The sequence below is a fragment of the Tardiphaga sp. P4_G1 genome (assembly GCF_056401215.1).
In genome coordinates, this window is the sequence record NZ_JBFUJU010000002.1 from 348,770 (window position 1) to 361,042 (window position 12,273).

At 59.3% G+C, this 12,273-nt stretch carries 14 protein-coding genes; 5 read left to right on the forward strand and 9 right to left on the reverse strand.

The window, feature by feature from the left end; all coding sequences use genetic code 11:
• Nucleotides 1-20: 20 nt before the first annotated feature.
• The 6 genes from AC1DUY_RS05750 to xoxF5 all read right to left on the reverse strand — a co-directional run bounded on the left by AC1DUY_RS05750 (nt 21) and on the right by xoxF5 (nt 7,243).
• Nucleotides 21-1,631: an amino acid ABC transporter permease/ATP-binding protein gene (locus AC1DUY_RS05750; protein ID WP_478112926.1), complete on the reverse strand. Its 1,611-nt coding sequence runs from the start codon at nt 1,629-1,631 to the stop codon at nt 21-23.
• Between the two features lie 49 nt (nt 1,632-1,680).
• Complete coding sequence (locus tag AC1DUY_RS05755; RefSeq protein WP_244527955.1) at nt 1,681-2,547, reverse strand: ABC transporter substrate-binding protein; 867 nt, start codon at nt 2,545-2,547, stop codon at nt 1,681-1,683.
• A gap of 444 nt (nt 2,548-2,991) precedes the next feature.
• Entirely contained in the window at nt 2,992-3,555 is a 564-nt protein-coding gene (gfa, locus tag AC1DUY_RS05760; protein WP_478112928.1) for an S-(hydroxymethyl)glutathione synthase, read from the reverse strand.
• A gap of 76 nt (nt 3,556-3,631) precedes the next feature.
• Complete coding sequence (locus AC1DUY_RS05765) at nt 3,632-4,741, reverse strand: S-(hydroxymethyl)glutathione dehydrogenase/class III alcohol dehydrogenase (protein ID WP_478112930.1); 1,110 nt, start codon at nt 4,739-4,741, stop codon at nt 3,632-3,634.
• A gap of 97 nt (nt 4,742-4,838) precedes the next feature.
• The gene (locus tag AC1DUY_RS05770; RefSeq protein WP_244628663.1) at nt 4,839-5,330 is read right to left on the reverse strand and encodes a c-type cytochrome, methanol metabolism-related; all 492 of its coding nucleotides are present in this window, start codon (nt 5,328-5,330) and stop codon (nt 4,839-4,841) included.
• A 107-nt stretch (nt 5,331-5,437) separates the two neighbouring features.
• Nucleotides 5,438-7,243: a lanthanide-dependent methanol dehydrogenase XoxF5 gene (xoxF5, locus tag AC1DUY_RS05775; protein ID WP_089266008.1), complete on the reverse strand. Its 1,806-nt coding sequence runs from the start codon at nt 7,241-7,243 to the stop codon at nt 5,438-5,440.
• 447 nt (nt 7,244-7,690) lie between these two features.
• On the opposite strand from xoxF5, the gene AC1DUY_RS05780 reads away from it, so the two are divergent.
• Together AC1DUY_RS05780 and pqqA are read left to right on the forward strand one after the other, a co-directional pair.
• Entirely contained in the window at nt 7,691-8,668 is a 978-nt protein-coding gene (locus tag AC1DUY_RS05780) for a helix-turn-helix domain-containing protein (RefSeq protein WP_170849575.1), read from the forward strand.
• Nucleotides 8,669-8,786: 118 nt separating this feature from the next.
• Entirely contained in the window at nt 8,787-8,867 is an 81-nt protein-coding gene (pqqA, locus tag AC1DUY_RS05785) for a pyrroloquinoline quinone precursor peptide PqqA (RefSeq protein WP_081421972.1), read from the forward strand.
• A gap of 87 nt (nt 8,868-8,954) precedes the next feature.
• On the opposite strand, the gene AC1DUY_RS05790 is transcribed toward pqqA, so the two are convergent.
• Complete coding sequence (locus AC1DUY_RS05790) at nt 8,955-9,263, reverse strand: EthD family reductase (RefSeq protein ID WP_175366351.1); 309 nt, start codon at nt 9,261-9,263, stop codon at nt 8,955-8,957.
• A 182-nt stretch (nt 9,264-9,445) separates the two neighbouring features.
• Between AC1DUY_RS05790 and AC1DUY_RS05795 the strand changes: the two genes are divergently transcribed.
• Both AC1DUY_RS05795 and AC1DUY_RS05800 read left to right on the forward strand, forming a co-directional pair.
• The gene (locus AC1DUY_RS05795) at nt 9,446-10,318 is read left to right on the forward strand and encodes a hypothetical protein (protein WP_478112933.1); all 873 of its coding nucleotides are present in this window, start codon (nt 9,446-9,448) and stop codon (nt 10,316-10,318) included.
• A gap of 79 nt (nt 10,319-10,397) precedes the next feature.
• The gene (locus tag AC1DUY_RS05800) at nt 10,398-10,607 is read left to right on the forward strand and encodes a hypothetical protein (RefSeq protein WP_478112935.1); all 210 of its coding nucleotides are present in this window, start codon (nt 10,398-10,400) and stop codon (nt 10,605-10,607) included.
• A 3-nt stretch (nt 10,608-10,610) separates the two neighbouring features.
• Here AC1DUY_RS05800 and AC1DUY_RS05805 read toward each other — a convergent pair whose 3' ends face one another.
• On the reverse strand, nt 10,611-10,967 hold the full coding sequence (locus tag AC1DUY_RS05805) for a hypothetical protein (RefSeq protein ID WP_089266005.1): 357 nt from the start codon (nt 10,965-10,967) through the stop codon (nt 10,611-10,613).
• Between the two features lie 103 nt (nt 10,968-11,070).
• On the opposite strand from AC1DUY_RS05805, the gene AC1DUY_RS05810 reads away from it, so the two are divergent.
• Entirely contained in the window at nt 11,071-11,412 is a 342-nt protein-coding gene (locus AC1DUY_RS05810) for a hypothetical protein (RefSeq protein ID WP_175366352.1), read from the forward strand.
• Between the two features lie 26 nt (nt 11,413-11,438).
• Here AC1DUY_RS05810 and AC1DUY_RS05815 read toward each other — a convergent pair whose 3' ends face one another.
• On the reverse strand, nt 11,439-12,269 hold the full coding sequence (locus AC1DUY_RS05815) for a quinoprotein dehydrogenase-associated SoxYZ-like carrier (RefSeq protein ID WP_478112937.1): 831 nt from the start codon (nt 12,267-12,269) through the stop codon (nt 11,439-11,441).
• Between the last annotated feature and the right edge of the window lie 4 nt (nt 12,270-12,273).

The window sequence follows — 12,273 nt, forward strand, 5'->3', positions numbered from 1 at the left end:
GAACTTGCGACGCGTAGCGATCACGAGACTTCCGCCTCCATCGCATTGAGGAAACGCTGCGCGACGGGATTGCGCGGATTGGTCAGGACTTCACTCGCTGGGCCTTCCTCGATGATCGCTCCTCCGGCGAGCAGCACCACACGGTCGGCCACTTCGCTGGCAAAGCGCAGCTGATGCGTCGAGATGATCATGGTCAGGCCGTCCTCAACGGCGAGGCGGCGGATCACTTCGAGCACTTCATTGACCAGTTCGGGATCGAGCGCCGAGGTCGGCTCGTCCAGCAACAGCACGCTCGGATTGGGCGCGATGGCCCGGGCAATGGCGACGCGCTGTTGTTGGCCGCCGGACAGATGCCGTGGCAGCGCATCCGCGCGATGGCTGAGCCCGACGCGCGCCAGGAGTTCATCGGCCCGACGATCGGCATCGGCACGCGCTACGCCGTGTACCCAGCGCAGCGGGCCGGCGATGTTTTCCTTGGCTGTGAGATGCCCGAACAGATTGAACTGCTGGAACACCATGCCGACGCCGACTTCGGCGCGGGCATTCGCCAGCAAACGCGGCGACAACGGTTTACCGTGCTCGTTGAAGCCGAGCTGGCGGCCGGCGACCTTGATGGCGCCGCCGTTCCACAGTTCGAGATTGTTGATACAGCGGAGCAGCGTGCTCTTGCCGGAGCCACTTGGTCCGAGCAGCGCGATCACTTCACCGATCCGCACCGTGATGTCGACGCCGTCGAGCACTACATTCCTGTCGTAGCTCTTGCGGAGATCGGAGACCTCGACGGCGACATTGTTGCGCGCCAGCATCTCCGCGCGTTTGGTGCGATCGGCGCGTTCCGGCCGCATCCGCGGCGGCGGCAGTTCGGCGACACCGCCGTCGGGCAGGATTTCCGGCGACATGTCGGCCTGCGGCGCCAGCGGATCGTCGCTGCCAGGCGCGCGATACCACGGCATGAAGCGCATGAACTGGTTCTGCCTGGTCGTGCGATCGAGGTCGAACTTCCATTCCAGAAGCAATTGGATGCCGGCGATCGCCGCTGTGAGCAGCAGATAGATCAGACCCGACGCGAAGAAGATCGAAAAGAAATCGAAAGTCGAGGACGCCAGTTGCGTCGAGCGCAGCGTCAGCTCCTGCACGGCGATGACGGAGGCCAGCGACGAATTCTTCAGCGCGCTGACCGCTTCGTTGCCGAAAGCGGGGATCATCGAGCGGATCGCCTGCGGCGCGATGATCCGGCGCATCAGGACGCCCGGGGTCATGCCGAGCGCCTGGCCGGCCACCACCTGGCCGCGGTCGACACCGAGCACGCCAGAGCGCAACATTTCGGCGATGAACGGCGCTTCGTTACAGGCTAGTGCTAGGCTGGCAGCGAGAATGGCGGGAAGCTTGATGCCGATCTGCGGCAGGGCGTTATAGGCAAACACCATCTGCAGGATCAGCGGGGTGCCGCGAAAGATCACGGCATAGACCCGGGCGAAGGATGCTAGCGGCTTGAACCTGCTGAGCTGCATCCATGCCAGGATCACACCGAGGACCAGCCCGCCGCACAGACCGAGGGCGGTGACCTGCAAGGTCGCCTGGATGCCCTCGATCATATACGGCATGCTGAGATAGTGGAGGAACAGCTCCATGGAGGCAGAAAGCCCTTACGTGAGAGTGATCCTTGCTTGCGGACCGGCGTTACTTCACCGTCAGCAGGCCGGGCTCCATCAGGTTTTCCGGATCGAGTTTCCACTTCTTCAGCAGCGCGAGCTGATCACCGGACTTGTAGATCTCGGTGAGTGCGGCCTTCACTGCATCGCGGAACTTGGGCTTGTCCTTCGGCACGGCAATGCCGACCTGATAGGGGATCGTCACCGCGACCGCCTTCTCGAGCTTGTCCGGATAGGCTTTCACCGCGTTATCGACGGTGTTGACGTCGTTGATATAGGTATCAGCGCGGCCGGCAAGGATCGCCTGGATGCAGTTGGCATTGTTGTCATAGAGCTGGATGGTCGGCTCCGCTTTGCCTTCCTTCTTGCATTCCGGCCCCAGCGCCTGGATCAGCGGCACTTCGACATAGCCGGTGTTTTCCGCCGCAGCCGTGCCGCACAGCGAGGTGTTGATACCGGTGATCTTCTTCGGATTACCCTTGGCGACGAGCACGCCGTCGAACACCTTGGAATAGGTGATGAAATCGGCGGCCTTGGCGCGCTCCTCGGTGGCATAGATGTCGGATATCACGATGTCGGCCTGACCCGACGCCAGCGTGGTCAGCAAGGCCGCGAAGGTCACAGCTTTGTAGGTCAGCTTGAAGCCAAGGCATTCGCCGATCTGCTCACCGAGATCGATATCGAAACCGATATATTTGTTGGGATCCTTGGGATCGATCGATTCATAGCCCGGTGTATGCGGATTAATGGCGTTGACGAGTGTCTTGCCTTTCCAGTCCGGATATTTCGCCTGCAACTCGGCGCAAGCCGCCGGCACGGCCGCCTGCGCCGACATCGGGACAAAGGTGCCGACCGCCAATAGCGCGCCGACTGCCGCCGCGCGCCATCCGATCATCGCGCCCGTTTCAAGCCAAAGCCTACGGATGTCAGTAAAATGCAACTTGACCATTCGATCGCTCCTTCGACGTTGTCATGGCCTGAACCATGTTCCTAACCTCGAAGAAGCCTACGGGCGCATGTCCGCAGAAAGCTTGTCCCGGGACGTACAATAATTTGGCTCGTCCGCTCCCATGATTTGGGCAGAGCTGCCACATTAATGGGCGGCGAGGCTCTGCCGCATGTCGGCTGCCCGCCAGAAGCGGTCGTCGAGCCATCGACTCCGCCGTGCAGTCAATGCTGTGAGTATTGTCGCACAAAGCAGCGGGCCGATCGCAGCGACGCCGAAGCGCGATTATTCGGGTGACCCACAAAGTCGAAGCCCCTTGCCGGAGCAAATCTACCAATAGCAACGCCGGTGGCGACATGTCGCCACCGGCGGATGCTCATATGCTGTGTTGACTCAGGCCGCTTTGGCCGTTGCCACGTGATTGGCGAGGACATCCATCAGTGCAGGCGAAAGGCAATCATAAGGCTCAAGTCCCAGTTCCTTGAGGCGCGACCGTATGGCGGTCATGTCGCTCGGCTTCACGCCGGATTCAATCACCGACGAGACGAAGGCGGCGAAGCCCGGCGCGGCCGAGCCGGATTCTTCGAACAATTCGGGATGAATGAAGTCGAGGCCATAGAACGCATGTCCCTTGTTCTCGATGCGGCCGAACATATGGGTGCCGCATCCGGTGCAAGCATGGCGCTGAATGGTTGCGGCCTGATCGACGATGCGCAACTTGTCGCCGTTCTGCAGTATGGTGACGTTTTCGCGCGGGACGACCGCGACGACAGAGAACGTCGCGCCGCTCGGCTTCCAGCATTTGGTGCAGCCGCAGGCGTGATTATGAGCGACGTCGCCTTTGACGCCAACCTTGACCGGCTTGTCGCTGCATTTGCAGACCAGCGTTCCGCCGGCAAAATGGCCCGAACCTTGTTTGACACCGCCGTCAACGGACGGGTGGATATGAACAGTCATCAGTCTATCCTCCTGGTATGATGCGTCACTTGTGTGAAGCATTGTTGTATTGGCACTCTGGTGTTGCAGCCTGCATTCAGAACACGACCACTGATCGGATCGACTTTCCTTCGTGCATCAGATCGAATCCCTTGTTGATCTCATCCAGCTTGAGCACATGCGTGATCATCGGATCGATCTCGATCTTTCCGTTCATGTACCAGTCGACGATCTTGGGCACATCGGTACGACCGCGCGCGCCGCCGAAAGCTGTGCCTTTCCAGACGCGACCTGTGACGAGCTGAAATGGCCGGGTCGCGATCTCTTTTCCGGACTCCGCGACGCCAATGACAACGGAGACACCCCAGCCGCGGTGGCAGGCTTCAAGCGCCTGGCGCATAACCGTGGTATTGCCGGTGCAGTCGAAGGTGTAATCGGCGCCGCCATCGGTCAGCCCCACCAGATGCTGAACAATGTCGCCATCGACCTTCTTCGGATTGACGAAATGGGTCATGCCGAAGCGGCGGCCCCATTCTTCCTTGTCGTCATTGATGTCGACGCCGACGATCTTGTCGGCCCCGACCATCCGTGCGCCCTGAATGACGTTGAGGCCGATGCCGCCAAGGCCGAACACTACGACATTGGAGCCCGGCGTGACCTTCGCCGTATTGACCACGGCACCGACACCCGTGGTGACGCCGCAGCCGATATAGCAGCTCTTGTCGAACGGCGCGTCGTCGCGGATCTTCGCCACCGCGATCTCCGGCAGCACCGTGAAGTTCGAAAAGGTCGAGCAACCCATATAGTGGTAGATCGGCTTGCCCTGATAGCTGAAGCGCGAGGTCCCGTCCGGCATCACGCCCTTGCCCTGGGTGGCGCGGATCGCAGTGCAGAGATTGGTCTTCTGGCTCAGGCAGCTTTTGCATTGCCGGCATTCCGGCGTGTAAAGCGGAATGACATGATCGCCGGGCTTGACCGAGGTGACTCCGGGACCGACCTCACGCACGATACCCGCGCCCTCATGGCCGAGGATGGAAGGAAAGATGCCTTCGCTGTCGAAACCATCGAGCGTATAGGCATCGGTGTGGCAAATGCCGGTCGCCTTGATCTCGACCAGAACTTCGCCTGCCTTCGGCCCTTCGAGATCGACATCGACGATCTCAAGCGGCTTCTTTGCTTCGAAGGCGACTGCGGCGCGGGTCTTCATTCTCAACTCCCTCGGTCGTTTGATCTTGCGTCATCCGGTCCTGTGTGGTCCGAGCTCGCGTCATCCGGGATTGCAGGTCAGCGGCTTGCGATCCGCATCAGTGCGGTTTCCCCATGCAGGCGCTCTCGGCCTCCGTATAGGCTGCGGGTTTTTCCTCACGCTTGCCCGGGCGGACGCGGCCGACTGCATCATTGGCGCGCGCACGCAGATAGACGTAGAGATCGTCCATATAGCAGGCGACATTGGTATTATCGCCAAAGGCCGGCATGACGCTTTCCTGCGACGTGCTGACATTCTTGCGGCCGCTGGCGACAACGCCGAGGAAATCGCCGTAGCTCATCGTTTTCAGCGAGTCCTTCAGCGCCGGCGCGTAGGTCGATCCCATCCCATCGGGGCCATGACAAACGTGGCATTCCGAGTGATAGCGCCGGTAACCCGAATATGTGTACCAGTCGATGGTGCCATCGGCGGCAACGTTGAAGGTCGGATTGCCCTCCTTGTCCAGATACTTGCCGTCCTCGGATTTGACGGCTTTCGGATCGCCGGCATTCTCGGCGAAGCTCGTATTCCCGGAGGCCACGACAACAATCGTGGCAATGACAGACCAGATGTGACGCAATAGCTTGTCCTCGACATGCAATTTCAGAAAAGACCGGCGCATGGACGAAGCCATGCGCCGGTGACTGATGCGTCAGTTCACTGTGGGAGTGCAAAGACCGTCAGCGCGCCGCCGAGTGCGGTATAGTTGGTCAGGGCTGCGTAACCACCGACGGCACCGAGACCGGCAGTCGGATCCGTCAGACCCGCTGCGAGACCGATGCCGGCCCAGCCGCCGACGCCTGACAGGACGGCGATATACTGCCGGCCATTGTTTTCGTAGGTGGTGACGTTGCCGATGATGCCGGACGGAGTCTTGAACTTGTAGAGTTCCTTACCCGTCTTGGCATCGACCGCCTTCAGGTAGCCTTCCAGCGTCCCGTAGAACACCACGCCACCGGCAGTGGCGAGCGCCCCCGACCAGACCGAGAACTGTTCCTTGTTGGACCAGACGATCTTGCCGGTCTTGTTGTCCCAGGCAATGAAGTTGCCCATATGGGTTTCGCCCGGAGGTGGATACATCGACAGCGTCGCGCCCACATAAGGCTGACCGGCGGTGTAGTTCACCTTGAACGGCTCATAGTCCATGCAGACATGGTTGGTCGGCACATAGAACAGCTGGGTATCCGGCGAATAGGCCCCGGGTTGCTGATCCTTGGTGCCGAGTGCCGCCGGGCAGACGCCCTTGGTGTTGACGTCTTCACCTTGCTTCTCGGTGGAGTACTGATCGACCACTTTCGGGCGGCCATAGGTCGGCGACGACTTGTTCATGTCGACACCGGTGGTCCAGTTCACCTTCGGATCGTATTTTTCGGCAACTAGCAATTCGCCGGTGACACGGTCCATGGTGTAAGCGAGGCCGTTACGATCGAAATGCGTCAGCAGCTTACGGTTTTGGCCGTTCATCTGCTGATCGCTGAGGATCATTTCGTTGACGCCGTCATAGTCCCATTCGTCATGCGGAGTCATCTGATAGACCCACTTGGCCATGCCTGTGTCGGCATCGCGCGCGAAGATGGTCATCGACCACTTGTTGTCGCCCGGCCGTTGCTTCGGATTCCAGGTCGAGGGATTGCCCGAGCCGTAATAGACGAGGTTCAGCTCCGGATCGTAGGAGGTCCAGCCCCAGGTGCAGCCGCCGCCGATCTTCCACTGATCGCCTTGCCACGTCTTGATGCTGGAGTCCTTGCCGACGGGCTTGCCGAGTGCGGTGGTCTTCTCCGGATCCACCATGATCTGGTCGTCCGGTCCTTCCGAGAAGGCGCGCCAAGCGAGCTTGCCGGTCTTCAGGTCATAGGCAGTCATGTGGCACTGAACGCCGAATTCGCCGCCCGAGATGCCGATCAGGACCTTATCCTTGACCACGAGCGGAGACGACGTGCCGGTTGCACCCTTGCCAGGGTCGCCGTTCTTGACGGTCCAGACTTCCTTGCCGGTCTTAGCGTCGAGTGCGACCAGCGTGGTATCGGCCTGGTGCAGGAAGATCTTGCCATCCGCATAGGCAACGCCGCGATTGACGGTGTCGCAGCACATCACCGGAATGACGTTCGGATCCTGCTTCGGTTCATACTTCCAGACGATCTTGTTGTCCTGCGACAGGTCCATTGCGTAGACCTTGTTTGGGAACGGCGTATGCACATACATCATGTTGCCGATGATCAGCGGACCGCCTTCGTGGCCGCGCAGAACACCGGTAGAGAAGGTCCAGGCCACCTGCAGCTTGCCGACATTAGCCGCCGTGATCTGGTTCAGCTTCGAATAGCGCGTATTGGCGTAGTCGCCCGCTGGCATGACCCAGTCTTTCGGGTTCTGCGCCATCTTTGTCAGTTCATCATTGGCGATGGCAACACTCGCGGCAGAGGCCGCCATTGTGCCAAGACAGGTCGCAAGCAGCACCTTTCGCATCGTGATGTCCTCCCAGACATAATGCCGGGTCTCGTCAAGCGGCCCAGCTTCATTTTGGTATCTATGAGTAGCAAGATCCGCTGCTGCATACTTGCCCAAGAGCGAAGCAGGCTTGCTCGACAGAGAACCCGTGCAAGATAATTTTCTCGTACATTGACGAAAAACCTGAACGGTATCTGGAAAGCTCGCGCCTTTCGCACTGCACACGGATCGCCGCACTGCGACCTAAGGGTGATGTTTCACTTGACGGGGCTGGTATCGAGTCAGAGGATCGACAAGGAGAAGTGAGTTACTCTGACCACAATTCACGAGCTGCGGGCTGTGCCGTTACATATTGTTTCGCACATTTTTCCATATGTGCTTCGTTCGATATGTGCTTCGTTCTGTAAGTATAGTTCCGTCTCGTGACGAATTGTTACGTGATGACCTTTCATCGGTGAATTGTTCATGTCCGATACGCTTAGTTCTCTCAGCACATCCGGATTGACGCCGACAAGGCAGATCCAGGTTTGGTCAGATGCCCTGACCGATCTGTGCGGGCGTTTTGACATCGATCCGCTGGAAGCATCCACATTCGATGCACTGATCAGCTGCACATCGGTTTCGCGGCTGAAATTGTGTCACATCGAGGCAAGTCAGCATCGAATCGGCCACGCTGCCCCGCGAATTCGGCAAAGCGATCATCCATACGTAAAGATTGTGTTCCAAACTTATGGCGTCTCGCATTTCGAACAGGACAGTCGCCGGATCGATATCGGGCCCGGCGATTGCCTCGTCTACGATGTGTCGTGCCCGCATACCATCGTCAGCCCGGCCTTTACACGCCATGACGTCGTGATCGTGCCCAAGGAGTTGCTGCATGAGCGCGGCCTCGGAGCGGGAAATCTGGCCGCTTGTAAGCTGTCGGCGCGCGCCGGCACCGGGCGCATCGCACACGAATTTGTACAGGCCGCCTTCCACGAAGCGACCAGACTATCGCCAAATAGTGCCATCGGTGTTGCCGATTCACTGATTGATCTGTTGCTGTTGCCGTTGCGGGAAGTCGACATGACGCTCGATCGTGTCGGTCCGGAAGCCATGTATGTCCGTGCGCAGGGTTTCATTCGGGAACACTTGCGGGACCCCGAGCTCAGCATCGATCAGATTTCGTCTGCACTGCACTGCACCAAACGTTATCTGCATATGCTGTTCAGCGACCGCGGGATAACCGTCAGCGACTATATCTGGCAAGCGCGTCTGCAGAATTGCCGGCAGGAACTGGAAGCGCAGAACGGAAAGACGATCACGGACGTCGCATTTTCCTGGGGCTTCTCAAGTTCCTCGCACTTCAGTCGCGTGTTCCGGAAATATTTTGGCGTGGCTCCATCCGCGATACACAAGGCGCATCACGGCCATCAGCGGCCTGCTCTCACCGAGGAAGTGTAGTTACACTTCGGTTGCCTGCACATTTTGCGCCGCAACCTGAGGAGTTAAGTTGAAAGACGCCGCCTCACTGCTTATCGTGCGGCGGCGCAATCATCGCGCAAACTCTGAGGAGACCAAGATGAGCTGGAAGACTCCGAAGATCGTGGAAGTGCAGGTCGGCATGGAAATCAACATGTACGCCTGCGCGGCCCGTAAGTGACAGATTGATCGTCTTAATCGATCTCTCCCGGCTCGCAGACTGCGGTTTGTGAGCCGGGCAGAGGCCGATGAACGCGCGTTGCGGCTGTCAGACGTCCTTCGTGTCGAAGATCAGAAGATCTACGCCGCCATCCGCAAAATTCGCGAGATCGCCTGCTGCAGCCTGCCCTTCCGGCGAGGCCAGGCCAAGCTTGAGCGCCGCAACCGTTTCGAAATCCAGCGCCGCGACCAGATGAATATCGCTGTCTCCCGTCGGCGTTGTGACGCCCCCTGTGCTGACACCATAGTGTCTCAGCCCCGGAATCTTCTTTGCCAGCGGGATATGTACAGATTGATAGTATTTGTCGAAGGCTGCGGGCTTCTTCGGTGTTTTGTAGAGGACCAGGAGTCTCGCCATGGACATATCCTTCCCTGACTATTGGCACTAACGGCGCGCCGCATGCGTATAGCATGCCGATCCTGATGCGATGTTCAAGTCAATCGCAGGACGTCTTCGCGGCTGAGCCAATTTCGGCTAGGCTCGCGCGGTGCATTATCTCTATATATAATATATACGCCTCTCTTCGATGACAGGATTGGATGCAGGTGCAGCGCGGCGTCAGGACAGTCTACGCGGCGATTCTTGCATTCAGCACGCTGGCCGTGCCGCGCGCACAGGCCGGTGACATCGATACCGAGCATATTTTCGGCTTCATGATCGGCAGTGACGTCGGCCGGGTGGGCGAGCGGGAATTCCAGAGCGAGACGACCGGGCGATTCGGCAAATCCGGCGGTCGCTATCGCGCGGGCGAGCAAGAATTCGAACTGGAGTTCGTTCCCGCCAAGGACATCCGCATCGAGATCGGCAGCAGTTTCTCAGCCCATCGGATCACTGGTGTTCCCGGATTCGCCGATCAGCGCACGCTGGCCTGGCAGGGGGCATCGCTGGACTTTCGCTACAGATTTCTTGATCGCGAGACGGCCCCCGTCGGCATGACGCTCGCGATCGACGCGCAGTTCAACGGGATCGACGAAACGAGCGCAGCGCGGGTCAGGAGCTACGGCACTGGGCTGACGCTGGCCTTCGATCGAGAGATCGTCCCTGACGTTGCTGTTGCGGCACTCAATCTGATCTATCAGCCGGAATGGACGCGCTATGTCGATACCGGAACGCGGGAACGCGAGGCGAGCATCGGAGCGGCGCTCGGCGTCATGATGCAGGTGCGCCCCGGCATCCTTCTCGGCGGCGAAGCGCGCTATATGCGCCGATATGAAGGGATCGGCCTTGGCGAACTGGCTGGTCAGGCGCTGTTCGTCGGGCCAACGGCCTATGTCCAGCTTTCGGAGCGATCACGGCTGACCGCAAGCTGGAGCACGCAGGTATGGGGCCGCTCCGAGGTGCCGGGATCGTCGCTGGATCTGGTCAGTTTTGAGCGTCACCAGGCCCGTCTGGTTTATGGGATCAATTTTTAGCCTGGAAATCGCCGAAACTTCGCGCTGACGGGCGCGTATTTCAGATGTTATCGTCCGGTGAACGATCTGGGATGCCGACATGAATATGATCAATCTGGTCCTGACAGTCTGCGCGGTAATGTCGCCGAACACCTGCGAAGAGCGAAACCTGTCGTTCACGGCAGACTTCTCGCTGCATCAATGCGCCATGGCAGCGCCGCCCTACATCGCCCAGTGGGTCGGCGAACACCCGAAATGGACCGCGGTGAAATGGCGCTGCGAATATCCGCATAGCCATGACAAGGCATGATCGTTACTTGTTGCAGTCCTGCAGGTCCTTGTCCGCAATCGAGAATACCGCATCGGCCTTGATCTCGATATTCCTGACCACGCACTGGCGCGCCTCGGAATAGCTGACCTTGGCGTCGTAACTGCCGGGCTCTATCCCCGTGATGCGCAGCCGCTCGTCGTGATCGACTTCCTTATCCTTGTCCGCCAATGTCAGGTTGGCGCTCCATTGCTGCTTTCCAGCTGGAGATAGCTGGAACCCGGTAATGGTTGATGTCGTCAGGTTCCAGAGCCGGATGCCCTTGCCGGCTTTGCCCTGGGCATGAGCATGGCCTGCGATGAGCAGCAGTATGACAGCCATCGATAGAGATGCGCGTGACATGTCCCCTCCATATCTGTTCGGCTTATTGAGCCGTTTCGTTTTCTTAGTATAGTTTGCCAGTCGTCTTCGCCAGCTTTGCGAGGCTCTCGTGGGACCCGATCGAATGACAGGATATCTCGTCGCGTTTGCGGCCGTTACCGTTTTGTCGGGGTCGGCAAGGGCGGCGGAGGTCAACGACTATCCAACCTCCGCCCGCGCCGAGTATGTGTTTGGCTGCATGAAAGCGAATGGCGAGACCCGGCAATCGATCGAGCAATGCTCATGCTCGATCGATGTCGTGGCGTCGCTGGTGCCCTATACCCGCTACATTACGGCGGAAACGGCGCTGAGCATGTCGCAGGTGCGCGGCAATCTGAGCGCCCAGTTCCGGACCTCGGAACAGGCTAACAGCGCCATCAATGACGTCAGGCGTGCCCAGGCCGAGGCTGAAGTGCGCTGCTTCTAGCGCTATGCTCTGCATGATGCGCTGCGTTACATGCCGGAGCCATTGACCTTCCACTCATGCCTGAACTGATGTCCATCGGTGTCCTTGGCCTCGGCGCGGAACGTCTTTGCGCCATTTGAGACGTAAGTGAATCGAATATTCGGGTCTTCGGAGATCGAGATCCCGCCCTCCACCGACAGGACCGGGCTGTTGTCCTGCCAAAGCTGGAGCCGGTCGACATAGAGGGCCGGAATATAGAGTTGCGAGACCTGATCCATCTGCAGGCCGGAATTATTGGGGTGGCCGATCATGACCTGCGCCTCGCGCGTACCGCTTTTTTCCTCGTTTTGCGCTCCGGCAAACTCCCTGTAGCGCATCTGGCCCAACCGGCTCTTGGCCTCTTCGGCATTCTTCGCCGCAGGCGCAGAGCAGCCACCGGATGCCTTCACATAGGTTTGCACCACATGGAGTTTGCCGTCACTGGTCTCCGCGACGGCATGGACGTTGGTGTAATTGTTGATTCGAACACGGGTGGAAATCTCCGAGACATTTGCGTCCGCTCCGAGCTTGAATTTCGCCGCCATGGGCGCCGGGTTCTGGTCGATCACCAGTGTGATCGTCACCACCCGCGGGCGCGCGTCGAATATCGGCTTGAGGCGCAACGTCACCGGCACGATCGCGGCATCCTCCGCGCGCGTCGGCATTTCGAGTGCGATCAGGTTGCTGCCGTCTTCCATCGGTCGGCTGTCGAAAATATCCTGCACCAGCCCCGGCCATGGATCGTAAGGCTCCGGACCGGCCGCGGACACAGAATGCGGACTGAGTAAAGCGCTCAGCAGGATGGCGGCACAGACGCTGCGGATTGCAAATTCCGGCATGGTA

Coding starts and splice junctions, on each gene's coding strand:
- AC1DUY_RS05750 (WP_478112926.1), bottom strand. CDS start 1,631: ATGGAGCTGTTCCTCCACTATCTCAGCATGCCGTATATGATCGAGGGC.
- AC1DUY_RS05755 (WP_244527955.1), bottom strand. CDS start 2,547: ATGATCGGATGGCGCGCGGCGGCAGTCGGCGCGCTATTGGCGGTCGGC.
- gfa (WP_478112928.1), bottom strand. CDS start 3,555: ATGACTGTTCATATCCACCCGTCCGTTGACGGCGGTGTCAAACAAGGT.
- AC1DUY_RS05765 (WP_478112930.1), bottom strand. CDS start 4,741: ATGAAGACCCGCGCCGCAGTCGCCTTCGAAGCAAAGAAGCCGCTTGAG.
- xoxF5 (WP_089266008.1), bottom strand. CDS start 7,243: ATGCGAAAGGTGCTGCTTGCGACCTGTCTTGGCACAATGGCGGCCTCT.
- AC1DUY_RS05780 (WP_170849575.1), top strand. CDS start 7,691: ATGTCCGATACGCTTAGTTCTCTCAGCACATCCGGATTGACGCCGACA.
- pqqA (WP_081421972.1), top strand. CDS start 8,787: ATGAGCTGGAAGACTCCGAAGATCGTGGAAGTGCAGGTCGGCATGGAA.
- AC1DUY_RS05790 (WP_175366351.1), bottom strand. CDS start 9,263: ATGGCGAGACTCCTGGTCCTCTACAAAACACCGAAGAAGCCCGCAGCC.
- AC1DUY_RS05795 (WP_478112933.1), top strand. CDS start 9,446: ATGCAGGTGCAGCGCGGCGTCAGGACAGTCTACGCGGCGATTCTTGCA.
- AC1DUY_RS05800 (WP_478112935.1), top strand. CDS start 10,398: ATGAATATGATCAATCTGGTCCTGACAGTCTGCGCGGTAATGTCGCCG.
- AC1DUY_RS05805 (WP_089266005.1), bottom strand. CDS start 10,967: ATGTCACGCGCATCTCTATCGATGGCTGTCATACTGCTGCTCATCGCA.
- AC1DUY_RS05810 (WP_175366352.1), top strand. CDS start 11,071: ATGACAGGATATCTCGTCGCGTTTGCGGCCGTTACCGTTTTGTCGGGG.
- AC1DUY_RS05815 (WP_478112937.1), bottom strand. CDS start 12,269: ATGCCGGAATTTGCAATCCGCAGCGTCTGTGCCGCCATCCTGCTGAGC.